This window comes from Haloarcula marismortui ATCC 43049, from assembly GCF_000011085.1.
In the GTDB taxonomy this organism is placed as follows: Archaea; Halobacteriota; Halobacteria; order Halobacteriales; family Haloarculaceae; genus Haloarcula; species Haloarcula marismortui.
The window spans coordinates 20,877-46,175 of record NC_006394.1; the positions used below are offsets into that span (position 1 = coordinate 20,877).

General features: G+C 57.7%; 29 protein-coding genes. 10 read left to right on the plus strand and 19 right to left on the minus strand.

The window, feature by feature from the left end:
* The first annotated feature begins 39 nt into the window (after positions 1–39).
* Positions 40–348, plus strand: a complete 309-nt coding sequence (locus RR_RS01565; RefSeq protein WP_004594614.1) for a thioredoxin family protein — start codon at positions 40–42, stop codon at positions 346–348.
* Between the two features lie 19 nt (positions 349–367).
* Entirely contained in the window at positions 368–1,114 is a 747-nt protein-coding gene (locus RR_RS01570; RefSeq protein ID WP_004594613.1) for a plastocyanin/azurin family copper-binding protein, read from the plus strand.
* Between the two features lie 284 nt (positions 1,115–1,398).
* On the opposite strand, the gene RR_RS01575 is transcribed toward RR_RS01570, so the two are convergent.
* The 8 genes from RR_RS01575 to RR_RS01605 form a co-directional block, all read right to left on the minus strand.
* The gene (locus RR_RS01575) at positions 1,399–2,151 is read right to left on the minus strand and encodes an ABC transporter permease (RefSeq protein WP_004594612.1); all 753 of its coding nucleotides are present in this window, start codon (positions 2,149–2,151) and stop codon (positions 1,399–1,401) included.
* Positions 2,148–2,768, minus strand: a complete 621-nt coding sequence (locus RR_RS01580; protein WP_204365968.1) for an ABC transporter permease — start codon at positions 2,766–2,768, stop codon at positions 2,148–2,150. Before RR_RS01580 ends, RR_RS01575 begins: the two co-directional genes overlap by 4 nt.
* 109 nt (positions 2,769–2,877) lie before the next feature.
* Complete coding sequence (locus tag RR_RS01585) at positions 2,878–3,501, minus strand: ABC transporter ATP-binding protein (RefSeq protein WP_004594610.1); 624 nt, start codon at positions 3,499–3,501, stop codon at positions 2,878–2,880.
* A 216-nt stretch (positions 3,502–3,717) separates the two neighbouring features.
* Complete coding sequence (locus tag RR_RS21380) at positions 3,718–4,320, minus strand: AsnC family transcriptional regulator (RefSeq protein ID WP_004594609.1); 603 nt, start codon at positions 4,318–4,320, stop codon at positions 3,718–3,720.
* A gap of 59 nt (positions 4,321–4,379) precedes the next feature.
* Positions 4,380–4,520 carry a YHS domain-containing protein gene (locus RR_RS01590; RefSeq protein ID WP_011222411.1) on the minus strand — a complete coding sequence of 47 codons (141 nt, stop codon included), beginning with the start codon at positions 4,518–4,520 and terminating at the stop codon, positions 4,380–4,382.
* Positions 4,521–4,869: 349 nt separating this feature from the next.
* Complete coding sequence (locus RR_RS01595) at positions 4,870–5,751, minus strand: class I SAM-dependent methyltransferase (RefSeq protein WP_004594607.1); 882 nt, start codon at positions 5,749–5,751, stop codon at positions 4,870–4,872.
* Positions 5,752–5,758: 7 nt separating this feature from the next.
* Complete coding sequence (locus RR_RS01600) at positions 5,759–6,130, minus strand: hypothetical protein (protein WP_004594606.1); 372 nt, start codon at positions 6,128–6,130, stop codon at positions 5,759–5,761.
* Between the two features lie 52 nt (positions 6,131–6,182).
* A complete protein-coding gene (locus RR_RS01605; protein WP_004594605.1) occupies positions 6,183–6,677 on the minus strand; it encodes a DUF411 domain-containing protein in 495 nt (164 codons plus the stop codon).
* Between the two features lie 456 nt (positions 6,678–7,133).
* On the opposite strand from RR_RS01605, the gene RR_RS01610 reads away from it, so the two are divergent.
* The gene (locus RR_RS01610; protein ID WP_011222412.1) at positions 7,134–8,132 is read left to right on the plus strand and encodes a universal stress protein; all 999 of its coding nucleotides are present in this window, start codon (positions 7,134–7,136) and stop codon (positions 8,130–8,132) included.
* A gap of 264 nt (positions 8,133–8,396) precedes the next feature.
* Here RR_RS01610 and RR_RS01615 read toward each other — a convergent pair whose 3' ends face one another.
* From RR_RS01615 to RR_RS01645, 7 genes are all read right to left on the minus strand, one after another.
* Positions 8,397–8,684, minus strand: coding sequence for a hypothetical protein (locus tag RR_RS01615; protein WP_004594603.1), 288 nt, complete (start codon positions 8,682–8,684; stop codon positions 8,397–8,399).
* Between the two features lie 6 nt (positions 8,685–8,690).
* Complete coding sequence (locus tag RR_RS01620; protein WP_004594602.1) at positions 8,691–9,224, minus strand: DoxX family protein; 534 nt, start codon at positions 9,222–9,224, stop codon at positions 8,691–8,693.
* A gap of 319 nt (positions 9,225–9,543) precedes the next feature.
* Positions 9,544–10,719 carry an NAD(P)/FAD-dependent oxidoreductase gene (locus RR_RS01625; protein ID WP_011222414.1) on the minus strand — a complete coding sequence of 392 codons (1,176 nt, stop codon included), beginning with the start codon at positions 10,717–10,719 and terminating at the stop codon, positions 9,544–9,546.
* Between the two features lie 28 nt (positions 10,720–10,747).
* The gene (locus RR_RS01630; protein ID WP_004594600.1) at positions 10,748–11,749 is read right to left on the minus strand and encodes a DUF63 family protein; all 1,002 of its coding nucleotides are present in this window, start codon (positions 11,747–11,749) and stop codon (positions 10,748–10,750) included.
* Positions 11,746–11,970 carry a DUF7123 family protein gene (locus tag RR_RS01635; protein ID WP_004594599.1) on the minus strand — a complete coding sequence of 75 codons (225 nt, stop codon included), beginning with the start codon at positions 11,968–11,970 and terminating at the stop codon, positions 11,746–11,748. The genes RR_RS01630 and RR_RS01635 overlap by 4 nt, the downstream gene beginning before the upstream one ends.
* A gap of 17 nt (positions 11,971–11,987) precedes the next feature.
* Positions 11,988–14,594 (minus strand): heavy metal translocating P-type ATPase, encoded by a 2,607-nt coding sequence (locus RR_RS01640; protein ID WP_004594598.1) that lies wholly within the window; start codon positions 14,592–14,594, stop codon positions 11,988–11,990.
* A gap of 94 nt (positions 14,595–14,688) precedes the next feature.
* Complete coding sequence (locus RR_RS01645) at positions 14,689–15,279, minus strand: AsnC family transcriptional regulator (RefSeq protein ID WP_049938493.1); 591 nt, start codon at positions 15,277–15,279, stop codon at positions 14,689–14,691.
* Positions 15,280–15,413: 134 nt separating this feature from the next.
* On the opposite strand from RR_RS01645, the gene RR_RS01650 reads away from it, so the two are divergent.
* Both RR_RS01650 and acnA read left to right on the plus strand, forming a co-directional pair.
* Positions 15,414–15,611: a heavy-metal-associated domain-containing protein gene (locus RR_RS01650; protein ID WP_049938510.1), complete on the plus strand. Its 198-nt coding sequence runs from the start codon at positions 15,414–15,416 to the stop codon at positions 15,609–15,611.
* Positions 15,612–15,682: 71 nt separating this feature from the next.
* Positions 15,683–18,466 carry an aconitate hydratase AcnA gene (gene acnA, locus RR_RS01655; RefSeq protein ID WP_011222418.1) on the plus strand — a complete coding sequence of 928 codons (2,784 nt, stop codon included), beginning with the start codon at positions 15,683–15,685 and terminating at the stop codon, positions 18,464–18,466.
* 11 nt (positions 18,467–18,477) lie between these two features.
* On the opposite strand, the gene RR_RS01660 is transcribed toward acnA, so the two are convergent.
* Positions 18,478–18,876, minus strand: a complete 399-nt coding sequence (locus RR_RS01660) for an SHOCT domain-containing protein (protein WP_011222419.1) — start codon at positions 18,874–18,876, stop codon at positions 18,478–18,480.
* A 28-nt stretch (positions 18,877–18,904) separates the two neighbouring features.
* Complete coding sequence (locus tag RR_RS01665; RefSeq protein WP_011222420.1) at positions 18,905–19,465, minus strand: DoxX family protein; 561 nt, start codon at positions 19,463–19,465, stop codon at positions 18,905–18,907.
* 114 nt (positions 19,466–19,579) lie between these two features.
* Between RR_RS01665 and RR_RS01670 the strand changes: the two genes are divergently transcribed.
* The 5 genes from RR_RS01670 to RR_RS01690 all read left to right on the plus strand — a co-directional run bounded on the left by RR_RS01670 (position 19,580) and on the right by RR_RS01690 (position 23,499).
* Positions 19,580–19,930 (plus strand): ArsR/SmtB family transcription factor, encoded by a 351-nt coding sequence (locus RR_RS01670; protein WP_049938495.1) that lies wholly within the window; start codon positions 19,580–19,582, stop codon positions 19,928–19,930.
* 3 nt (positions 19,931–19,933) lie between these two features.
* On the plus strand, positions 19,934–20,209 hold the full coding sequence (locus tag RR_RS01675; RefSeq protein WP_004515576.1) for a DUF7521 family protein: 276 nt from the start codon (positions 19,934–19,936) through the stop codon (positions 20,207–20,209).
* Between the two features lie 137 nt (positions 20,210–20,346).
* A complete protein-coding gene (locus RR_RS01680; RefSeq protein ID WP_049938496.1) occupies positions 20,347–20,742 on the plus strand; it encodes a hypothetical protein in 396 nt (131 codons plus the stop codon).
* 145 nt (positions 20,743–20,887) lie between these two features.
* The gene (locus RR_RS01685) at positions 20,888–21,085 is read left to right on the plus strand and encodes a heavy-metal-associated domain-containing protein (RefSeq protein ID WP_049938511.1); all 198 of its coding nucleotides are present in this window, start codon (positions 20,888–20,890) and stop codon (positions 21,083–21,085) included.
* A 131-nt stretch (positions 21,086–21,216) separates the two neighbouring features.
* Positions 21,217–23,499: a copper-translocating P-type ATPase gene (locus tag RR_RS01690; protein ID WP_011222423.1), complete on the plus strand. Its 2,283-nt coding sequence runs from the start codon at positions 21,217–21,219 to the stop codon at positions 23,497–23,499.
* A 321-nt stretch (positions 23,500–23,820) separates the two neighbouring features.
* On the opposite strand, the gene RR_RS01695 is transcribed toward RR_RS01690, so the two are convergent.
* Positions 23,821–24,708, minus strand: a complete 888-nt coding sequence (locus tag RR_RS01695) for a hypothetical protein (RefSeq protein ID WP_011222424.1) — start codon at positions 24,706–24,708, stop codon at positions 23,821–23,823.
* A gap of 68 nt (positions 24,709–24,776) precedes the next feature.
* A complete protein-coding gene (locus RR_RS01700) occupies positions 24,777–25,073 on the minus strand; it encodes a PadR family transcriptional regulator (RefSeq protein ID WP_004594579.1) in 297 nt (98 codons plus the stop codon).
* Between the last annotated feature and the right edge of the window lie 226 nt (positions 25,074–25,299).

Consider the following 25,299-nt stretch of genomic DNA (forward strand, 5'->3'; position numbering starts at 1 on the left):
ATAGAAGTGTGCTAAAAGCATAAGACCATACTAGCTACTATGACGGAAGTTATCCTGTTCACACAGGAGACTTGTGGAGCGTGCGCAACGCAGCGAGAGAAAAACGAGGGTATCGAAGATGCGTATCCGGATGTCGAGTTCCGGGAGGTTGACATCCAGACCGATCTGGAGACGGCCGAGGAGTACGGTGTCCGAAAGACGCCAACGACGCTCGTGTATGCAAACGGGGAACAGACGGCCGAGTTCATCGGCATCGTCGACCGGGACGAATTGGAGGCTGCCATCGAGAGCGCCGGCCAGCAATCGCCCGGACTCACGAACCGGCTCGCCAGCATCATCCGTGGATAACAGAAGCCAACCAGCTACAATGACAGACTACAGTAGACGCCAGTTCCTGGGAGCGCTCGGTGCTGGCACAGTCGCGAGTGCGGGATTCACCCAACCAGTCGCCGCACAGGAGACGCCCGTCGTGAAGATGGGCAACAACTACTTCGACCCGATCGGGCTCCACGTCGAACCTGGCACGACCGTCCGCTTCGAGATAGCAGCCGGAGCTCACTCGGCGACGGCCTATCCGGACCGCGTTCCCGCCGACGCCACCGCCTTCGACAGCGGGACCATCTCGCAGGGGAGCTTCGAGCACACGTTCGAGGTGCCCGGAACGTACGACTACTACTGCATCCCTCACAAGACGGTCGGCATGGTCGGTCGCATCGTCGTTGGTAGCCCTGGCGGTCCAGCTGAAGACAGCCCGATCCCGGACGGCGAGGTCCCAGACAGCGAAACGATCGTCCAGAACGGCGCCGTTGCCGTCGGCTCGGACGTCGACGGCAGTGGGAGTACCGATGGCGGAATGATGGGTCCAGGGATGATGCACGGCCGGAACGGTGGATGGTTCGGTGGGCTGCCGTTCGTCGGCGGGGCACTCGGGATGCTGGGGCTGGTCGGCGGCTTCCTCTACTGGGCAATGGGTCGAGGCGATGCACCTCCAGAGAGTGACGATTCCGCTATGGAAACCCTCCAACGTCGTTACGCACGAGGCGAGATCGACGAAGAAGAGTTCCAGAAGCGTCGTGAACGGTTGGAGACTGGGAGTGAAGACCCATCTCGGTAAGGCGCGGTGTCGTCGCCATTTCTACACGCCTGAGGTCCCTCGCTCAGGAGTCCTTCGAAGACCTGTTCCTACGCCGCGGCACTTCTCCGCGGAACGTAAGCCGCACTCATCGGTGCCCAGAGAACGAGGGACACAGCAGCAACCAGAGTCCACCGAACCGTTTGCCCGATCAGACGGTCGTAGTGAAATCCGAGTCAAACTATCCAATTGAGCGAAGCTGGATATAGTGCTGTTTGGGTCTTCTCCCCTACAGTTACCGGAGTAAGTAGTCTACTGGCCTGATCTTACTTCTCCTGTGTAATTCGGTAGTAGACGCCGATTGTGAGGACAGCTACGAGGAGGAGGTATCCAGTAGCCCACACCAATGAGAGAGTCGTATCTACGTCCGTTGTGAGTCCGGTATCGACCATCACACGGACGGGCCAATAGCCGGGGAGTAGTTTCATCCACCATTCGGGCTCGGACTGGATGAACAGCGGATCCTGGAAGAGTCCGATATCGAGCATCGGGAGAATCAGCATTAGCCACATCCCGGCTAGGCGGTCGAAAACGGCCCCGACGAGCATCCCGATGAGACCATACGTGACCGAGACGACGAGCATCGCTGCGACGAACCACCAGAGATGCTCAGGCTGGAAATCGACGAGCATCACGCCGACTGAGACGCCGGTAACGATGAGAGTGATTGCTGCGAGGACCCCAAACCGGGCAGTGATTACCTGTCGTGCACGATAGCCGGCGACTGCCAGACGACCGTCTGTGTCTTTGGCTTCTCGCATCAGGAACAACCCGGCGAGTCCCGCGATGAGGGCGCTCGTAATCGGCGTCATAATCACGCCGTGGACCTCAGGCATCCCTCGCATGACCGTCACCGTCTCACCGTCGACGAGCGTCCGAACCGGCATCTCGACGTCCTGGGTGACTGCGAACGCCAACGTGATGAACGAGACCGGTAGGACGACCAGTAGAGCGACGAGGACGTAGTTTCGCGCCTGTTCTTTGATGCCGATTGTGAACGCCGTTGTCGTACGACTCATGCGGACCACCCACCACTGGTGCGCATCGTCACTCCGAACACTGCGGTGACGAGTACAAGCAGGACTAGCAGGTATCCGGCGACGAAGCCGAGATCACCCGTCGTATATGTGCCTTGGAACATCGCCTCCTGAAGGAGTTCCTTTGGATGATAGAGCGGGAAGTATTCCACGAACTCGGGAACGTCGGCGGCCAGCGGACTGTCGCCACTGAGGAACGCATCCATCATTGCAAGGAACACCACGACGAGCGAGCCTTCGAACAGTCGTGGAAGGAGCGCCCCGACGAGTGCGCCAAGAAACGCATAGACGAGGCCGGCAAGTACGAGGAATACGAACGTCAGGACAGGGGCTCCCGGTGAAATCGTCAGCCAGAGAACGCCGTAGTTTACGGCAGCCACGACAACGGTCACTCCTCCGAGCGCCGCTAATCGAGTCGCAAGCAGTGTTCGGGGTGGATAGCCTGTCTGAACGAGTCGCCGATCGGCTGCACGCGCACTAATCATCTGCGCGAGTCCCATCAGGCCGGCAATGATGGCGACCCCGAATATCGCTCCGAGAAGGCGACCTAGCTCGATCGGAATCGCCTCGACCGTCGGCATACTTGGTAACCCAGCCATTGCTTGTCCCCAGCCTTCGATAACGACAATCGGAAGGAGAAGTGCTAGGACAACATTCAGGGGGGTTCTGAGGAAGGTGGAGACGTTCGCCCGAATCCCCGTCCAAACCCTATTCATCGGTCTCTTCCCCCCGTTCACTGGCCGTTGCATCAGTCTCGCCTTCCTGGTCAGTCACGTCGTAGACCTGTCCGTCACGAACCTCATAGATGCGGTCGAGACGACTTTGCTCTTCGATCAGGTGTGAAATCATCGTGACAGCTGTTCCGTCGGCAGCGAGTTCCTCGGCGAGATCCCAGAACGTGAGATACGTTTCCCAGTCGAATCCAGTGTAGGGCTCGTCCAGCATGAGGACGTCCGGATCGTGCATCAGGGCGATACTGAGATTGATTTTCTGCCGGTTTCCACCACTGAGTTGGTCGATTCGGTAGTCAAGGTACTGCTCGAAATCGAGTTTCGACGCCAAGCGGTGTTTGGCCTCGTCGATTTCTTCGGCGGTCATTCCGTATCCGGAACCGAACAGTCGGAACGTCTCTCCGACCGTCAAGCGGTCGTAAAGCAGTGGTTCCTGTGGACACCAGCCAACGGTTCCCGTCCGTTCGACTGTTCCGGAATCCTGTTCGAGGACACCGACGAGGATGTTCATGAGCGTGGATTTGCCCGACCCGTTCGCGCCGACGATCCCGACGATTTCCCCCGTCCGAATTTCGAGATCGGCATCGGTGAGGACGGTCACTGACCGCGTAAATGGAAAACTCGATCCGTACGTTTTTTCAATCTCATTAGCACGGACGAGTACCTTGTTGCTTGTAGCTTCTCCTTTGGTGGTTGTGGACGCTTCCATAGGTGTATACACACGCTTCTAATTCACTGCGATTACTGTTTCAAATCAAAACTATTTGCAGCAAACTCGTAAGCAATCAGGAATTGAGTATACAGCTAATGCTAGACTCTAAGCATCAGATTTCTCTTGACTTTCTGTATACTGTTCCCTATACGTTGTTTCACAGTTCTCACTGCAAAACTGCTGGAGTGAACCACCGACACGGGTGGCTAGTCCGTCTTCACCGACAGTAGTTCCGCAATTTGCACATTTGAGTGCGGATTCAGTCCCCTCGGCATACGCTGATTGAGCAGCGTTCGACAGCAGTTGTACGTCGTATCGCCGCACGTCAGTCAGTGGTAGATATTGCTGCGCCCAGTTTCCGACTGTATTCCGCGGCGGCGTCGCAACAGCTACGATTTCGCCCTCCGCAGTTGTGAATACGTGTTCTACGGCTGGGGTCTCGAGGATCGATTCTCGAAGAGAATCCGTCTTTCCGAGCTCAGGCTGGAGGCGTACCATGACGTGTATCCGGTTTTCGTACTGTGTGAGGTCGAGATCAACGGTGAATCGACGAATGACATCTTCTTGCTCCAACTGACGGACGCGTGCTGAAACGGACGGGGGTGAAAGATTTACAGCCTCAGCAATAGTGCTGTAGGGTCGTCTCGCGTTCTCCGCTAAAAGACGGAGGATTTCGCGATCCGTGTCGTCAAGTTCTGGTTGGGTCATCGAAAGGCGGAATGGGGGTGGGTGTGGGGGAGCTACGACGCAGGTGTGGGGTGTGACGGTTAGACGTACTCCTCCGGTGTCGAGGTGAACGTCTCCTTGCAGCCCTCGGCACAGAAGTAGTACGTCTGACCGTCGTACTCAGCTGTGGCCGCCGGATCACTTTCATCGACGTCCATTCCACAGACTGGATCAGTTGCCATTCGGTTTCACCCCACATCAATGGTACGAGGGCCTGAATCAAGCAATTTGTTCTTAGCAATCCAAAGTCGGGATACATAGCGATTTGAGCCGTGCTGCACGGTTTGGCTTTTCTGACTCCACAATCAACGGTTAGTACCTCACAATCCCGAACTATCGTTCGAGTATACCAACGGATTCCTATCTGTGTCCTATATAAATACTGGAGTCTGAACCAATTCTAAACCTATGGGTCACGATCCACCACACGACAATCACGAGCAGTGAAGACCCCACAGGTCCATCCAAATTCGTGGATGCTCAAGCGTCGACGTGACGATCCGATTCTTTCTTGCGCCGTGCAAGTAGCAGTCAAGTAGTCTCTAGTTCCGCAACGAAGATAACGTGTCGCAGGAACGGCAGCGCGTGGTGAGCCTTCCGTACCTGCTCAGTAATCGCTGGGGGATCGAGATCATACGCTCCTAACAGTCGTTCAATGAGAGCCCGGAGCGGGCTCGTGAGTAGCTGGAGGTACAGCGTCGTCCACTTTCGGAAGCGTCCGACGCTGTGTTTCGTGATATCTTCGACCGCTTTGAGCTCAAAGCTCGTCTCGTCGAGAGCAGCTTTGTATCCTTCAACAGTACCCAAGGACGGCATATCCCACGCATCCGCAAATGAATCGACCAATCTCCGTTCCGTTTCAGTCACGTCTGACTGCATCACGAGATCGGAGACTACGAGAACCCCCTCGGGTTCGAGGGTATCTGCGACTGTAGCGAAAACGCGATTCCGCTCGGGGAGGTATACGAGTGCGTCGATGGCTGTACACGCGGTAAACGAGTCCCTGGTAAACGGGAGTTGTGTCGCGTCACCGATGATGAACTCGGAATCGAGGTGCTTACCCCGTGCGTTCTCGGTTGCCATCTGGATGTTGTACGGAACGAGGTCGACACCAGTGACGTTGAAGCCGAACTGATAGGCGAGGTGGAGGGCTGGACCCCCCCGACCGCAGCCGACATCGAGGAGGCGCACTCCGTCGGTTGTGGGTAGATGCGACGCGACCCTTGAGCCGACTTCCGTGACGAGGCGACGTTGACTCGAACCGGCTATATGTGGCTGGTACCACTCCGAGTAGCCGAGATTGAGGAACTCGTCAGTATCGAACAGGAGGTCGAACGCCCGCCAGATATCGGCTCGCTCGCCGCGGTAAGAAAACTGGTCGGTGATTCGGTGGCGGAGAGTACTCTGATCCATCGGCCACCTACTCGAGTTCGGAAACCTCCGAATAGCAGTACTCGGATTCGTCGCAGTACGCGAGGTCGGCACACCCGCGAGGACGCTGGTAGTCGATTCCCTTGTGCCGTCGGAGATACGTCACGTATCCGTCGTCGACGCGGTCCAGGATGTCGTGACAGATCCACTTCTCCCTAACCCACGTAGTGCCCAGATTTCGGTACGGACACAGGAAGATCGTCCGTTCGACCGAATCAACCTGTGGCGTCTCGACGATCCGGACACCGACAAGGCGATAGGCGATGCGAAGACGGGTAACGACCGATTCTGGCGTATTCGCGCCGAGGAAAAGGACGTATGCAAGCACGTATCCGAGATCGTGGAGGAGTCGTCGAATCATTGTTTAGGGTGTCGACTGCCGTCCCAAAGTATCTTGACCAGGTGTTTTCTGTTCAGATTTCGGTGTACACGTCACCTGTCTTTCCGCCGCCGAGTTTGTAGACGGTGAATGTGTCGGACTTCGTCCCGCCCATCCCCGGCGATCCAGCCGGCATCCCGGGCAACGCGATGCCGTCAATCGCCGGCTCTTCCTCGAGCATCGTCGCGATAACCTCGGCAGGAACATGTCCTTCGACGACGTACTCGTCGAGGACGAGTGTGTGACAGCTCTGTAGATCCGATGGAATACCGTGTTGGCGCTTGAGATCCGTCACGTCCTCGGTTTCGGTTTCCCCGAGCGTCGTGTCGAGCTGTTCCCGCAGGTACGACGCATATTTTCCACAACAGCTACAGCCTGGTGAACTGTATTGTTGGGCGTTCGTCACCGCTAGCGTTCCCTCGATATCCCACTCATCCCCACTCGATGACCCCAAACAACCGGCGGTTCCGAGTGCGACTGTCGTCGCACCGACCCGTAGTAGTTCGCGACGAGTTACGGCCCGTTCCATATGCTCGTCACTTGGCTCGGAAGTATTCAATTGTACGTCGACCTTTCCTGTGTATTGAGAACGGATTCAAGCACGACGGGGAAGGTGACTTTCAGTTCTGAGGAGGAAACCCCAAAGGTCAGAGTCCCGTATTCGTCTCTATGTGGCGACCCTCATCGGTCGAGGGTGCTGCCGTGACGGTTTTCCGTCAACGAGCATATCGGCCTTAAATTGCGCCCAACATGACCCAGAGCATGACTCGTCGCACCGACTCCGACACTTCACTCCTCGAAACTGTGGGAAATACGCTCTCGTCGAACTGATGCGACTCCAAACGACGTCTCCACTCTTTTCGAAATAGACGTGCTATAGCGAGTTACTTGCGATAAAAGCCTCAAGTCACCACCCCAGAGACTGTTCTCCCGGTTTCGATTCTTAACAGAAAGCACGGTAAATCGTCGTTACGTATAGATATGTATGAACTCCCCCAGCCATCTAGAAGTTCGAGAAGGTGCGGACATCAACCTGTACAACCAGATCCTCATTCCACTCTACGGAGCTGATATAAGGGACTCAGTGGTCCAATATGGCCTATCACTTGCAGAAACGTATGATGCGGCTCTCCACGTGTTATATATTCAAGATGAGGAACGCACGGAGGTGGAATCCGATCAAGTCACTAAACAAGAGGAATGGGACGCAGCAGCGGTAATTGAACCCGTGGTGGATCAGGCCCACTCGCTCGGACTCAATGTGATACCAGCAGTGGATAGTGGGCACTCTCCAGGTGTTATTCGGGAATACGCTGAGGAGAATGATATCGATTTGCTTGTCCACCAGAAACCTACACAGACTAGATTAGCACGAATTCTCCGGAGAGACGTCTCCAGCCACATCATTCAAAATATCTCTCTTCCTGTCTTGACGATACCTGATATGGATCCCTCTGATCCGGTAGGAGAGTTATCTACTAGTCAGTTCACAGATATTCTCGTGCCTACGGATGGATACGACGAGGCATCTGTGGCCTTCAAACATGGGCTACAAATTGCTAAACGGTATGATGCAACCCTACATGGACTTTTTATCATTTCCGAACAGTCCTATTCGAGTCGGCCTGGATTCACGTGGGAAGAGGTCACTGACTCTTGGGAACAGCGGGGAACTCGGCTCTTGGAGGACATTACGGAGAAGGCAGCGACCTTGGACGTTCCTGTCCGAACTACGTTGAGATTTGGTCAACCTCAGCAGGAGATTCTCAAATACACTGAGGTGACTGACATCGACCTTGTTACAATGGGGACACGAGGATTGACTGGCATTCGTCGGCTATTACAGGGAAGCGTCGCAGCTCAAGTGATCGAGGAAGCAGATTACCCCGTTCTAACGATTAACCGAAGGACAGCTGAATTGAAAAAACACCCGTACACCTTTCTTCGAAAGACAAACCAGAATCGGAAGTCAAGGCTATATTGAAATATTATTTGTAATATACTAATTTCAGTCTTAAATTCGGAAATTCTAATTGCGTATTAATCCCCGTTTCTTCTACCAAACCAAAGAGTGTTAAGTTCGTTCTGCTGAATAAAGCGCGCGTACTGACCAGAAGGAAAACCAAGAAACGACAGGGCTACTCCTAAAAATCGTGTTTGTCTTCACGTTTAGGTGCATCAGATGGACGTTAGTGCGAGCAACGCGAAAAGTTAACTGGCAAATGGCTCCACGGACTGAGTTGTTGAACTAGTCGTCCATGCCGGATGGGGTTTGGCCCGTAGTCGATCCCGACGGTGCCGACCCTGCGGCAAACTTGTAAACGGCGACGAGTCCCCAAATCACCAAGCCGAGCAGGATGATGCCCGCCCTAATGTCGATGGGGACCACTGCAGCGTGTTCGATTGCTCCCTCGCTATCGACTGGGTGCCCGGCTCCCAGTAGCATGTCGAGCAGGCCGATCACGACGACGCCCAAGACAACCAGGCCACCGCCGACGTACATGGCGATTTGGTCTGCCGTTGATAAGTCACTCATTGGTAGTCACCCGAGGAGTTTCCGTAATCGCGTGTTCTCGAACAGTTCCATCTCACGCAGGCGGTTATCGACTGCCAGGACGCCGCCCGCTCCAAGTGCCACAATGGTTCCGAAGACCATGATCCCAAGGAGTTCACCCGTGACCATACCGTTGGCCCAGCCGCCACCGTAGCCGTTGATGAAGTAGAAGAACAGCATCATGAAGGCACCAAAGAAGGCGGCGGTCCTCGTGAGGACACCGAGTATCAGCCCGAGACCGATGGCGGTTTGCCCAAGCGGTACCGCCACGTTGACGAACGCCAACAGGATGCCGTCGCTGAACGGCGTGACGAAGGGGGCGAGAATCGTGCCCTGAGCGGCTCCGCCGACGAACCAGCTGGCGTCGAAGGGCCACGCCCAGATTTTGTCAAGGCCAGCGTGGAGCATCCACCACCCGGCGGTCAGCCGGAGCAGCAGGATCCAATACGACAACCAGGCTCCCGAGACCGAGAACGACGTCTCGGTTCCGAGAAAATTCGTACGGATGGATTGAGTTGACATGGCATACTTCACCTCACGGCTGATTTTGTCAGATGTAGTAAAAAAGATTGATGGTGTTCGTGATTTCTAAGAGTCGGGGCTCATTTCAGGAACGCGGATATCCGAGGTGAGTTGGATGATTCTCAAGAAGGAATTCGGTCACCCTCTACGGACTGATTGTGTGCTGGGGCGTGTAAGCGGGAACACTGATGAAGCCGAGCCCACCGAATTCTGGATCTCGGAAAATTCGCTTGAGGGACTCCATTTGCTGATTTAATCCTCTGTACTTACCGATCCTCCCAGTAGCTAACAGATTCTGAGAATTTAACTCGAGCGGATGTCAATTAATCAACTCCCATTGGTTAGTCATTCCTCCATAGACACGGTTTAAAACTCGTCGTCTCGAGAAAATACGGGCAAACAAAACAGGGTGGCGGAGGAGACGCAGTAGAACTGTACTCGGAGACCGGTCAACGTCTTCAATATCGATCCCGGCAGCGGCACGAATTGCTGCTCCCAGAACCTTGGGATTACGAGTTTCAAGAAAGTATCTCACAACTGTGGCGAAAATGTACTCCGTTTTCATCCTCTGATATAAACTGTCAGGAAAATTGTGTAATTGGCCGCTGTTAGCCAACTCTGCGGCCAAGAATCCCGATTCAACGGCCTGTGAAATTCCTTTTCCAGTGAGTCGGTTTGCGATCCCCGCAGCATCACCAACCCGTACGACGGAATGCTCCGGTAGATAGGTTCTGTCGGGATCGAGACTGGGTCCCTCGGGAATGATTGCGACGTTCGTCCGTTCCTGCGACGGGACTGGCCACCCATTCCGCTTACAGGCTTCCCTCAATGCCTTCATATAATCACTAGGCCGGTCACTGACCGTCCAGCCGATACCAACGTTGGCTCGTTGCGATGTCTTCGGGAATGCCCACGAGTACCCTGTATAGTTCTCCAGAATTATCCGGCTGTTCGGGTACAACTCGGTGAAGTCCCCTTCGACATCACTGTTAAGCGCTACCATATATCCTGAATACTCGTTGGTTGTTCCGAGCGCTTTACTAGAGAGTGATGGCTGACCGGTTGCATCAACGACGAGATCATACTCATCGGTGAACTCGTGGAAATCTGTCCGTGTGATAGACTGGTTTTCGTGGATGTCAACACCCTTCTCTGAGAGTTGTTCTGCCCAGGACTGCTCAACGACATTTCGGTCCGTTATATATGTATCCGCAGCAGGAAAGGTGCCGGCTCCAGTGCGGTGGCGATCGGCGTCGATTCCGTCATACACCTCCACTTCCATCGCTGGCAGCGGATTGAGAAAGCCGTTCTCTACAGTCGGCTCGAGTGGGATCTTCGATACCGCTGTCATCGCTTCTCCGCAATTAACGCGTTTGCTATCGTAGGACTGCCGCTCATATAGTTCGACGACGAATCCAGCGTCGTCGAATCCAGCAGCTGCTGCAAGCCCGGCCATCCCTCCACCTATTACCGCAATTTTGGACGTTCGTGTCATCGGTTTTTGCCAATCTTTGAGGCCATCGTTAAGCTCCCAACAGCATCCGAAGTGACCCACGAACGCCCATCGGGAGTCCGATCGCTCCGATGAAGAACGTCATAAGCCACCACCACGTGTGATTCATCTCCTCTTTCGCATCGGCGAGATACCACACGATGCCGACAGTCACGACGAGTTTCAGCACGAACGTCGATCCGGAGAATCCAGTCGCCTGGTACACGAGATTCGTCACGACCAGCTTTGGGGAGTAGCCGAGGAACGTCACACCGATGAGATTCTGCGCAGCGTCCCACAACTGGCCGAAAACGGCCAGCAGAATTAGCGGGTGTCGAAGGTGTGTGATATTGACGAAACTCGCGCCCCAGTAGTAGAGTGCGGTTACGCCGAGCGCTATCCCCGTCGTCGCGACAGGAACCCATAGGCGGAGTGGGGTCGATGTCGAGAGGCCGTGCCAAACAGCCCACCAGACGGCCCCGACAGCCCACACCGACCCGACGAGCCCGACTGTTAGCGGGATAGATCCGATATTTTGGTCACGCAAGAGTGCACCGACACCGAGCGCGAGGATGGTGACAGCGGTGACGACGATGTAAATCGATGGCGTGATGAACCACACCGCGTAGTCCCCGAGCAGCCCGAGATCCTCGAGGGCGCGCATCGCCCCACCTGCGATGATGATCGGAGCGAACCCGTAGGCCAGTCGTGCGTCGAACGTGACGTCGAGTTGGTCGAGATACGCACGTAGTCCGGGGAGGCTGTATACGACTGCCGCGAGGTAGATTACCGTGTTCACCGCGTTGTAGCCCTGGACAGCACGAACCCCCTCGTGCGTGACTGGCTGACCGGCCGCATCGGCGACGACTGGTCCCCAGAGATACTGCCAGATGAACCGGTCGTAGACCAACGTCGGAAACACGAGGATGCCCCCACCGAGGAGGACGAGCGGGGCCAGCAGGTACAGCGCCCACCACTCGCGTGAGCCGGTCTCCGGAAGGACAGTCTCGACGCGGCGGGTGACAGTACTCACGACCCGTTCACCTCCAATCGCCACGTCGTGCTTTTCGAGCGCCCCCACTGTTCGAGTGAAACGATTGTGAGTTCGTCCTGGAGCTGGCTGAGATACTGCGCGACTGCCTTGGGAGATCCGTCGAGGTCGCTGGCAATCTCGCGAGCCCGGAGGTATGTCGGTTCGCTACTGGCTGTCTCGACGAGGTACCTTCGAACCGTGTGCCGGGAAATATTCGACATTGATCTAGAGGTGACGGTTAGCGAAGAAATCCGAAGAGCTTGTAGTCGTGATCGGGGGTGTACCGCCGGAACAGGAGACTGTTCGTCAGCACCGACACCGACGAGAACGCCATTGCTGCTGCAGCGAGCACGGGCTGGAGGAGGCCGAGCGACGCTAACGGAATCATCGCCGTGTTGTAACCGAGCGCCCACACGAGGTTCTGTTTGATCTTCTGGAGTGTCGCGTCTGAGATTCGGATCGCCTTTACCACGTCGAGCGGGTCGTCTCGCATCAGCGTGACGTCTGCAGCTTCGATGGCGACGTCGGTGCCGGAGCCGATTGCTGTCCCGACGTGTGCGACCGCGAGTGCCGGAGCGTCGTTGACGCCGTCACCGACCATCATCGCCTGCCGGCCCTCGTCTTGAATACTGTCGACCGCGTTGGACTTGTCCTCAGGAAGGACTCCTGCGCGGACGTTCTTCGGGTCGATACCCACCTGTTTAGCGACCGCACGGGCAGTTCGCTCGTTGTCGCCCGTAATCATCATCACGTCAACTCCCCGCTCTTGGAGTGCTGTGACAGCCTGCTTGGAGCTTTCCTTCACTGTGTCGGCGTCGGCGACCACACCCACGAGCTCCCCCTCGTAGGCGACCAGCATCGCCGTCTTCCCCTCGTTCTCGAGGCGTTCCATCGTCTCCTCAGCGGGAGAGGGGTCGATCCCGTTGTCCCGCAGCAGCTTGCGGTTGCCGACCAGCACCTCGCTGTCACCAATGACTGCTTTGATCCCGTGGCCCGGAACGTTCTCGAAGTCGTCAGGCTCAGTCACGTCCAGGCCGCGTTCTTCGGCCCCTTCGACGATTGCACGGGCGAGCGGGTGTTCGCTGCCGCTTTCAGCTATCGCCGCCAGTCGAAGCACATCATCCTCTGAGAGGCGCTCACGGGTGCTGAGCTGTCCACCATCTGGGGTCGGCTCGCCACCGTCAGTCACCACATTTCCATCGCTATCAAAGACGACCACGTCGGTGAGTTCCATTTCACCCTCCGTGAGGGTGCCCGTCTTGTCGAAGACGACCGTGTCGACGTCTTTTGCGCGTTCGAGGATGTCACCGCCCTTGAACAGGACGCCGTTCTGGGCACCAATCGTCGTCCCGACCATCGTCGCTGCGGGCGTCGCCAGCCCCAGCGCACAGGGACAGGCGATGAGGATCGAGGACGCGAAGACAATTATCGCGAACTCGAAGACTGAAACGGTCCCACCGACCGGGGCCGGGCCGCCAGCAACCTGACCCCACAGCGGGAGCCAGTCGACGAAGCCAGCGAGAGCCTCGGGGAACAGGAACCAGACGACACCCCAGAGAAGGGCGTTCGCGATGACCGCAGGCACGAAGTACGCGGAGATGCGGTCGGCGAGATTCTGGATGTCGGGCTGGCGCGACTGGGCCTCCTTGACTGTCTGGACGATCTGTTGGAGGGCCGTGTCTTCTCCAACCTTCGTCGCCTCCACGACAAGGACGCCGTTCTCGTTAATCGTCGAGCCGACGACCTCATCGCCCTCCTCTTTCTCGACAGGCACAGATTCGCCAGTGACCATTGACTCGTCGACGGCAGACTGACCGTCGACAACGACACCGTCTGTGGGAATCTTCTCACCTGGACGAATTTTCATCCGGTCACCAGTTGTGACCTCTTCGAGTGGAACTTCTTCTTCACTGCCGTCCTCGCGGACAATGGTCGCCGTTTCGGCTTCCATTTCGAGGAGCTTTCGGAGGGCCTCACCCGCTTGGCCCTTCGACCGAGCTTCGAGATAGTTACCCAACGTGATGAACACGAGGATGAGGGCTGCCGTGTCGAAATAAAGTCCACCTGCAATGAGTTCAGCAAGGACTGCCACAGAGTATAGATAGGCCGTTGTTGAACCGATCGCAATCAGCACGTCCATATTGGCGCGGCCGTTCTTCACGATCGCCTTGTACGAGTTCTTATAGAACGGCCAGCCGAGGATCGCCTGTACCGGCGTGGCGAGGAGGAACTCAACCCAGCCAAGTTCCACACCGAAGACGGCTTCAGGGACGATCGCGCCACCGAGCAGATAATTGTCGATGAGGAAGAAGAGCAACGGTGCCGATAACACTGCCCCAAAGAGGGTCAACCTGAGTTGTTTCCGAGTTTCGGCTTGACGGGCGGCATCTCGTGCGTCCTGGCCCGACTCTTCGTCGGCACCATCTTCGCGGACGGGCGAGTAGCCAGCCTCCTCGATAGCATCGTACAGCGCACCAATAGATACTTCCGCAGGATTGTAGGTGACCTGTGCTTCGTCGGTTGCGTAATTGACCTCCGCATTAACGACGCCCGGAATATTTTCAAGAGCGGTTTGGTTGGTCTCGGCGCAGTTGGCACAGGTCATATCGGAGATGGCAATCGTTACCGTCTCAGAGACTGCGCCGTACCCGGCCTCGTCGATCGCGTCGTAGATTTCTTTGAGCGATACCTCTTCAGGGTCGTAGGTGACGGAACCCTCGTCGGTGGCGAAGTTCGCATCCGCCTCCGATACCCCGTCGAGCGATTCGAGAGTGTCCTGGATCGTCGCCGAACAGTTGGCGCAGGACATTCCCGTGATATCAAGATGGATTGTTTGGCTTGTCATGCTTGTTCTACTATACGGGGTCTAGGTTTAGGCGATTTACTGCTTCGAGAGGCGGGGTTTCGACTGCAGGAAAATTTGGATTCCAAAGACAGCGTTACGCTCCCTCTTCGAGTCGCTGATACCGATCGTCGAACCGTGTGAGACAGGACGGACAACAGAAGTGATAGATCTCTCCGTCGATTCTCGTCGTTTCACCTTGATTATCAACGGTATTGTTACATTCAGCACAGGTGAGTGCAAATTCGACGCCATCAACGGACGGCGTCCATTCAAGCTCGTCAATTAGTGTGACGGTGTAATCTGCTACATCGATCTCGTTAAAGAGTCCATCTACCCACTGACGTACGTTCTGGGCTTCAACACGGGCATAGAACCAAAGATCTCCTTCGGAGGTCGTGAAGACGTGTTCAACGCCATCTGACTCTCGAGCCCGCTCGCGGGCGGCCTCCAACGACGCTGAGCCGATTTCGGCCTGAATAAATACCGGTACACCAGCTCGGAGATGAGCCCGGTTGACGTCAATCGTGAAGTTGTTAATGATGCCAGCTTCCTGTAATCGCTTTACCCGGTCAGAAACGGCTGGCCCCGACAAGTCGACCTCCTCGCCAATATCGCTGAACGGGCGGCGGGCGTCATCAGCGAGTAACGAGAGGATTTCTAAGTCGGTTTCATCCAAATCGCGCATACGACCGCTTCGTCTCGCAGGATACATTATTGTTGCCCACAACACACCTTCGAAATCGGTGATCTAGGGCTGCGACAACATTGGATTCTAAGCAGAAAACCACATAGAATACTCGCCCCTATCTACGAATGGATATGACTCAGACAATCACCGTCGAAGGAATGACCTGTGAACATTGCGAGCAGACCGTCGAAGAGGCACTCGAAGAAGTTGAGGGGGTTACGTCCGCTACTGCGGATCGTGACTCAGAATCCGCGACGGTCGAGGGGTCCGCTGAACGGGATGAGCTTGTGACTGTGGTCGAAGACGCTGGATACGATGCCTCTGCGTAACAAATCCCGATTCTCGTCGAATCGGATTCGGAGAGGGATTGATACGACTGCCAATCCCAGGTGTAGATACTATGACTGATACACTTCCGTTCGATGCCGTCCGCGAGCTCGACGTCGACGGGACGACGTACAAGATGGCCGATCTTCGAGCACTCGAAGAGCAGGGGCTCTGTGACCTCGACACGCTCCCTGTGAGCATCCGTATTCTGCTTGAGTCGGTGCTCCGGAACGCCGACGGCGAAACTGTTACTGCAGCGGATGTCAAGAATGCTGCTGGCTGGAAGCCAGACGTACCGGACGCAGAGGTTCCGTTCTCTCCATCACGAGTCGTCCTGCAAGATCTCACCGGTGTACCCGCAGTCGTCGACCTGGCGGCCCTTCGATCCGAGGTCGACCGCAAAGACCGAGATCCCACCCTGGTCGAACCGGAGATTCCTATTGATCTCGTGATCGACCACAGCGTCCAGGTCGACTACTTCGACTCCGAGGACGCCTACGAGAAGAACGTCGAACTGGAGTACGAGCGAAACGCCGAACGGTATCGCGCGATCAAGTGGGCGCAGAACGCCTTCGAGAACTTCAACGTCGTCCCGCCGGGGACCGGTATCGTCCACCAGGTGAATCTCGAACATCTGGGTCGGGTCGTCCACGCCCGCGAGCAAGACGGCGAGAACTGGCTCCTGCCGGACACGCTCGTCGGCACGGACAGCCACACCCCGATGATCGGTGGCATCGGTGTGGTCGGTTGGGGCGTCGGCGGCATCGAAGCGGAAGCGGCGATGCTCGGTCAACCGGTCACGATGAAACTCCCCGAGGTCGTCGGCGTCCGTCTCGAAGGCGAATTACCCGAGGGCGCGACGGCTACGGATCTCGTGCTCCACATCACCGAACGACTCCGCGAGGTCGGCGTCGTCGACCGGTTCGTGGAGTTCTTCGGTCCCGGTGTGGAGAATCTCACAGTCCCCGACCGGGCCACGATCGCCAATATGGCGCCCGAACAGGGCTCGACGATCAGTATGTTCCCGGTCGACGAGCAGACGCTCGAGTATCTCGAACTCACCGGGCGTGATCCCGACCACGTCGACCTCGTTCGCGAGTACCTCGAAGCCCAAGGGCTGTTCGGGGAACAGGAACCAGAATATACTGAGGTCGTCGAGTTCGACCTCTCGACAGTCGAACCGAGTCTGGCCGGACACAAGCGGCCACAGGACCGGATTCCGATGGGGGACGTGAAACAGAGCTTCCGGGGACTTCTCCACGGGGAGTTCGAGGACGACCTCGATGATGTCGACGAGGACGCCTTGCAGCGGTGGCTCGGTGAGGGTGGTGCAGCTGATGCGGAGACCGACGGTGGCGTTCAGGTCGAACCCGAATCGGAACTGCACCCGTTAACCAAACGTGTCGAGGTCGACCTCGACGGTGAGACGGTCGAAATCGGACACGGAGACGTCCTCGTCAGCGCCATCACGAGCTGTACGAACACGTCGAACCCGTCGGTGATGATCGCTGCTGGACTGCTCGCCCAGAACGCCGTCGAGAAAGGCCTAGACGTCCCGCCGTACGTCAAGACGAGTCTCGCACCGGGTAGCCGTGTCGTCACGCAGTATCTCGAAGAATCGGGGCTGCTTCCGTATCTCGAAGAGCTCGGGTACGCCGTCGTCGGCTACGGCTGTACCACCTGTATCGGTAACGCTGGGCCGCTTCCCGATCCCATCGAGCAGGCAATCGACGACCACGACCTCTGGACGACGAGCGTTCTCTCCGGGAACCGGAACTTCGAGGCGCGTATCCACCCGAAGATCCGCGCGAACTACCTCGCGAGCCCGCCGCTCGTCGTCGCCTACGGGCTCGCAGGGCGGATGGACATCGATCTCGAACACGAGCCGCTGGGCACTGACGATGAGGGTAACCCAGTCTATCTGGCGGACATCTGGCCGGACGCAGCGGACGTGCAGGCCGCAATCCACGAGAACGTCTCTCCGGAGATGTTCGAGGAGAAGTACGCCTCCGTGTTCGAGGGCGATGAGCGATGGGCTGCTCTCGACGCGCCCACGGGTGACGTCTACGAGTGGGATGAGGACTCGACATACATCCGTGAACCGCCGTTCTTCAAGGACTTCCCGGTAGAGAAACCCGGCGTCGCCGATATCGAGGACGCACGCTGTCTACTGACGCTCGGCGATACCGTTACGACCGACCACATCAGTCCAGCCGGCCCGTTCGGTCCCGACCTCCCCGCAGGTCAGTGGCTGCTCGATCACGGTGTCGAGCCACACGAGTTCAACACCTACGGCGCACGTCGGGGCAATCACGAGGTGATGATGCGGGGGACGTTCGCCAACGTCCGAATCGAGAACGAGATGCTCGACGACGTCGAGGGTGGCTACACGATCCACCACCCGACCGACGAACAAACCACGGTGTTCGAAGCCAGTCGCCGCTATCGGGACGAGGGGATACCGCTCGTCGTGATGGCTGGCGAGGAGTTCGGAACTGGGTCTAGCCGGGACTGGGCGGCGAAAGGAACGGACCTGCTCGGTGTCCGCGCAACCATCGCCGAGAGTTACGAGCGCATCTACCGCGACAACCTCGTCGGCATGGGTGTGCTTCCCCTGCAGTTCGATGATGGCGACTCGTGGGAATCTCTCGGTCTGGATGGGTCGGAGGTCTTCACGATCCACGGCCTCGATGACGGGCTCGACGTGATGGACGAACTGACCGTTATCGCCGAGCGTGCGGACGGGTCGACTGTCGAGTTCCCGGTCACAGCACAGGTCGGCACGCCGGCCGCCGTAACCTATATCGAACACGGCGGAATCCTCCACTACGTCCTCAGACGCCTCCTCAGACAGTAACACCAACGCGGTCAGAAACGATCGTCGTCGGACACCAGGCGGGCGCGACGGTGATCAAACTCCTCGTCGTCGATTTCGCCACGAGCGTACCGTTCTTGGAGAACAGCGAGTGCGCTGTCATCAGTATGGCCGTCCGTAGGGGACCGCGTTGTCAGCCAGTAAACGGCGTAGACTGGGAGGGCGATCAGAAGTGCCATCCACAGGAGCCCGAACAGTATCATCCCCCAGCCCCAGCCACCCCAGCCGGCTATGTGGCCGCTGTTCCACATGCCGTCGTGCCAGCTCCACATCATTGATTCTGGGACGGTCGCGTGCGTTAGCGCCATTCCGGCGACGACGGCCAGAGTCAGTGCCCCAACGACGATGAATCCCAGAGAACGAATCCCGCGTGCTTGAATTGGATTTTGCATTGTTGTACTCCCAACGGTCTCGGCGTGGTTAGCCGAGGATGTATTCGAGGGCGGGGTAGCGCTCGACGAGCGTCTCGCCGCCGACGTCGTAGTTCTCGATGTACTGGTCGAGGCCCAGGATGCGGCCCGCGGCGAACGCGGCGACCGCGAGGAACACGAGCATGTACGCGAAGTCCCCGTTGATGAACCCGTGACCCATGTCCCAGTTGCCGAAGTAGAACATGAGCATCATCAGCGCGCCGAAGAACGCCGCGAGGCGGACGAACGCGCCGACGAGGAGGCCGAGGCCGATGAACAGCTCGCCGTACGGCACGGCGACGTTCGCGAACTCGACAAACCACGGCGTCGAACCCATCCACGCGAACAGGCCCGCCAGCGGGTTGCCGTTCGTCGCCGCAACGTTCGAGAGGTAGCCGCCGGCCGCGAACTCGCCGGTGATCTTCGTGAAGCCGGAGTACGCGAACGCGTAGCCCATCATGAGACGGAGCGCCAGCACGAACCACGCGCTGAGGCTGTGGACTTTCCCGCCGACGGTCAGGCCGCCGACTCTGCTCTCAAGCTGGTTCATGCCGGAGTCGAGTGTGGACATAATTATTGCACCTTCAACTATCAGTAGGCGGGTAGAGACGATATAATAGCGAGCCGGCGTTCTGAGTCAGAAAACCGGCGGGCTATATTACCCTCCTGTAGCGAGTACGGACGTGTGACTGAGGAGGCCGACCCGTCGGACATCTTCGCCACACTCGACGACGAGTACGCCCGCAACATCCTCGTGGCGACGAAGACCGACCGACTCTCCGCGAAGGAGCTCAGCGAGGAATGCGATATGTCACGCCCGACCGTCTCGCGGCGTGTCACCCGCCTCGTCGAGCAGGGCCTCCTCGAGGAGTACACGCACGTCGACCCCGGCGGACGGCACTACAGCGAGTACGAGGCGCGACTCGAGCGTGTCGAAGTACTCCTCCAAGCAGAGGGCTTCGACGTGCAGATCGATGTTCGGCCGGACCCCGCCGACCGGATTACGTCCATCTTCGAGGAAATGCGGGGAGACTGACTCATGGAACACACGTTATTCGTCATCGGCAAGCTGTTCACGACCGCCCTGGCGCTGGTGATCGCCTACCAGGCCTATCGCGGATACCAACGGCATCACACGCAGTTACTCCTGTACGTCGCGGCTGGCTTCGCGCTGGTCGGGCTCGGCGGCCTCCTCGAGGGCGTGCTCTTCGAACTCCTCCAAGTGTCGATTTTCGAAGCAGGATTCGTCGCAGCACTCGTCACCGCCGCCGGGATGCTGTCGATCCTCTACGCCCTGTATGCCCCGAACCCCTGAGGATTCGGGACGTTCATTCGAGAAGCGGCCTCTGGGCGTTGTTCCTCATTCGAAGTCGCTATTGTTCGGATTCCCCTTATTCTCACCAGTGTAGGGTCGCAGCGGGAATTATGTCCGTACCGGTCGTACAGTATCGTATGATTCGAACACTCGTGGGTGTCCTTGGCGCTCTCTCAGCGCTGTTCCCGGACAAAATCGTCAGTCTCTTCGAGAAACTTGCGATTGCGAATCGAAGCGGGGGAACAGTGAGAGGGTGGGTCCGCCCAGCTATCCGGTCTGAGGGCGTTCTGATAGCTGCGATTTCCCTCCTCAATGGGCGAGCATACGCGTGGCTGATGAATCTTACCGGTGTGTTCGGCGCTATCGTCTTCCTGTTTCCCGATCTGTATCGAAGATTTGCCACCACGTTCCTGTACGAGCGTCCGGAGTCGGTCGAATGGAACGAGCGATTCCGCTCGGGTATTCGGGCTATCGGCGCACTATACGTCTTTTTAGCGGCGAAGACGTATCTGGAGCGCCACAACGGTACCTGAGTCTTCCCGCATCGTCAGTTGCTGAATCTGAAATTTGGTTCGTTTCGGCTGCACGTATCACTTGGAATCTAAAGTTTGACCCCCAAGAGACCAGTATAATCGAAGGGGAAATCCGCTAAAGAGAGGGAGCCGTATGTACCTCTGTATGACGACGACCATCACCGTGGAAGGAATGTCGTGCGGTCACTGTGAGCAGACGGTCGAAGAGGCCCTCGAAGAGGTATCCGGCGTGACTGACGTGACCGTCGACAGGGAGAGCGAACAGGCGAGCGTCGATGGTGAGGCAAATGTCACAGCTCTCGTGGAGGCCGTCGAAGACGCCGGGTACACCGCTTACGCCTGAGAATCGCGCGGACCACTCCGAGACAACGGCCAACCGTTGTCTTTGAAGCTTCGCTACGCTGGTCCTGCTGTACAGTTCAGTGGGGAAGATTCAGGGGGCCAGCGGATCCACCTCTACAGAGAATATGGGCTATGGACGACCACAAAGATACAAATGAGAATCTCCCTGGAGGGGAACACCAGCAGGACGACAGCAGTCACCAGCACGAACACGGCGAGCAGGATGAATCGGACGCCGAGTCGGACGAGCAGCGGGTAGAACAGGACCTACTGGAAGAAGAGGCACACCCTGCTGCGGAGAGTGAGACAGTGCTCGACGAGCAGCACGAGCACGCTGGACACGAGGGCGAAGGACACGACCACGGTTCCCATGAGGGCCACGGTGAGGGGCATGGCGGGATGCACAAGGGCCACGAGCAGATGTTCCGCCGGCGCTTCTTCGTCTCGACGCTCCTGTCGATCCCAGTCCTGCTATACAGCGAAATGCTGCAGGAGTGGCTCGGGTTCTCCGTCCCCGCGTTCCCGGGCAGCGAGTGGATCAACCCCGTCTTCGCGGTCATCGTCTTCGCGTACGGTGGGATGCCGTTCCTCCAGATGGCGGTACCGGAGCTGAAAGATCGGTCGCCGGGGATGATGACGCTCATCTCGATGGCGATCACCGTCGCGTTCGTCTACAGCCTCGCGAGCGTGGTCTTCCCGACGCAGTCGGCGTTCTTCTGGGAACTCGTCACCCTGATCGACATTATGCTGCTGGGGCACTGGATCGAGATGCGGTCGGTGCGACGGGCCTCGAGTGCGGTCGACGAACTGGCGAAGCTGATGCCGGACACCGCCGAGCGGATTACCGACGGCGGCGACACTGAGGAGGTCCCGGTGAGTGAACTCTCCGAGGGCGACCTCGTACTCGTCCGGCCGGGTGCGAGTGTCCCTGCTGACGGCGTCGTCGAAGAGGGAGACTCCGACGTCAACGAGTCCATGATCACGGGCGAATCGAAACCGGTCTCGAAAGACCCCGGCGACGAGGTCATCGGTGGGACGATCAACGGCGACGGCAGCCTCCGCGTGCGCGTCGGTGCGACGGGCGAGGAGACGACGCTCGCGGGAATCATGCGCCTCGTCGAGGAAGCCCAGCAGAGCAAATCCAAGACACAGGTACTGGCCGACAGAGCGGCAGGCTGGCTGTTCTACGTCGCCCTCGCGGCGGCAGTCGTGACAGCAATCGCGTGGACGCTCGCGGTCTCATTCGACGCAACGGTCATCGAGCGCGTCGTCACAGTGCTCGTCATCGCCTGCCCGCACGCACTCGGGCTCGCCATCCCCCTAGTGGTCGCAATCAACACGTCATTGGCGGCTCGCAACGGGATGCTGGTCCGGGACCGTATCGCGATGGAGGAGGCGCGGAACCTGGACGCCATCATCTTCGACAAGACGGGGACGCTCACCGAAGGCGAACACGGCGTCGTCGACATGGCGACCGTCGAGGGCGTGGAAGAAGACGACGCTCTCGCGCTGGCAGCAGCCGTCGAAAGCGACTCCGAACACATGATCGCGCGAGCCATACGCGAGGCCGCCGACGAGCAGGACCTCACCGCACCTGACGCGACCGACTTCGAGGCGATCAAAGGCCGAGGCGTCCGTGCGAACGTCGACGGAAATGAGGTGTACGTCGGCGGGCCAAACCTGTTAACCCAACTCGATAGCGAGATACCCGACCATCTCCGCCGCTTCGCTGACGAGGCGGGACAGAACGCTCAGACGGTGGTATACCTTGTTCGTGAAGGCGAGCTGATTGCCGCGTTCGCGATGGCTGACGTAATCCGTGAGGAGAGTTTCCGTGTCGTCGATACCCTCCACGATCTGGGCATCGAGGTGGCGATGTTGACTGGGGACTCCCAGGATGTCGCCAACGCTGTCGCCGACGAACTGGGCATCGACACGGTGTTCGCGGAGGTCCTCCCCGAAGACAAGGACGAGAAAGTTCAGGAGCTTCAGGACCAGGGCAAGCTCGTCGGGATGGTCGGCGACGGGGTGAACGACGCGCCGGCGCTGACGCGGGCCGACGTCGGTATCGCGATCGGGAGCGGCACCGACGTCGCCGTCCAGTCGGCCGACGTCATCCTCGTCCAGAACAACCCGATGGACGTCGTTCGGCTCGTGAAACTCAGTAAGGCGAGCTACCGGAAGATGCAGGAGAACATCGTCTGGGCGGCCGGCTACAACGTGTTCGCAATTCCGCTCGCAGCAGGCGTCTTGGCACCGATCGGGATTCTGCTCTCCCCCGCTGTGGGTGCGCTCCTGATGTCGTTGAGTACAGTAATCGTCGCGATCAACGCTCAGCTGCTCCGCCGCGTGGACCTGTCCATCCCCGAGCTTCCAAGCGGGACACCAGCGACTGACGCACAACCTGCAGACTGAAACGCTCCCGATCGCTTCGGAGCTTCTTTCAATTGAGTTCGGTTGATGGACAGCAAATGGCGACACTGCGTGATTTCGGTGGGTATCGCTATGCAGTCACCGATTCCACAGTTTTCCCGAGGGATACGTAGTTTGGTATACACAGACGCTTCCTCTGATGGACTACATTGTTGCACCAGCACTAGGTTTATACCGCTTGACGGACTTCTTTCCACCATGAGCCTCGAAGAGACAGTTGACTACCTCGCCGAGGAACTCGACCTCGAGCGAAGTGAACACGTTCGCGAGGTCGGACAGTCGGTCGCCGAGCTTCGCGACTGATCAGAACATTTCTCTGAAGTCCCGTTCGACCAGTCCGTTCTCCAGATACGTGAGGAACTCTTGTTTCGTTGGTCCTTGACGGTCAAGTAGATCGTCCCGTCCTGCTCGTTCGAGAACTGCCTGCGCGAAGTCCGTACAGTGAGATTCGTGCTGCCCAGCATACTCTGTGAGGGCTTCTCTCCAGTGCATATCCAGCTCGAACTCGGCTAATCGGATTTGGATCCCGTCTTTCCGTTCGACGACGTCGACGTCCAAGTCTTCGAGTTGCTTGAAACGGAGGTTGTTCCGGCGGACAGTAATGAGCCGTTTGGAATCGACGATATAGGGATCGACCCACTCTCGCCAGGAATCGTCGTCGACGTGCGTTCGTGGCATCTCAAAATCCGGGTCCACACTCTCAATACAGAACTGCAGCATCGCGATGCCAGTTCGATGATTCGCATTCGGGAGGGAATGTCGGAGGATCAAATTCGACATCACCTCTCCAGCGACGGTCGGAAGCGGTGCTTCCCAGGAGACGTGATCGAGTGCCTGCTGGATCTTTTGTGGTTCGAACTCCTTGTAGAGCCGGAACTCATCCTCATCTCGAACATCGACCGCGGCTTCGAGCAACTCTACTAATCGGAATGCGACAACCTGCCCAGCACGGGGGAGGTCACGAATACGATCGCTCAGCCATTCCTGATCAAAGTCGATATCTTGCGCTGATTCGATCTCTGAATCGCCTTCATAGAGCACATAGACCGGAGCTTCGAAGGGGTACCCGATGAGCTTTGTCGACTCGTCGGATTGCTCTTGCTGAGACCGGATCTCTGCTACCGATGCCGAGCTATATTTGAGTGAGAAATTCTCGGCCTGTGGGTGATGATAGAAGACGAGCCGAGCCATCTCAATGCGTATTCGTGGGAAGTGGGTAAAGCAGTCCCGCTTTGATATTGAGTTCTACTCGCCTGGTTCTACGACGTAGTGGGTGCGTTCACGTCCTCTAAATACTGGCTTTCCCACTCACGTCGCGCCTCGATCTCCCGCACTCCGCGTTGTGTGACCGTGTACACGTTCGTCCGTTTGTCGAGTTCACCTTTCTCCAGGAGGCCTTTGCCGACGAGGTCGTCGAGGTTTGGATAGAGCCGCCCATGATTGATCTCTTGTTCGTAGTAGTCGTCGAGTTCGGCCTTTACTGCGAGCCCGTGTGGTTCCTCGAGCCCGGCGATAACGTACAAGACGTCCCGCTGGAACCCGGTTAGATCGTGCATCCGTCTGCTCCCTATTTTTGAGGGATGGCATATGTTCTCTCTGGTACTCAGAAGCAGAGCTTCGGATCGAGGATATCTACCAGTACACTCGTCTCCAAACAGCGCTTAATACCCATGCCTCTGTATCACCGGTAATGGCGCTTCGGCCGAGGTCGCCGTTGAGGTTCCATGGCTGTGCTCGGTCAGCTGTCAGCCGGTGGTAATCAATTGTGTCTTCATCTCAATC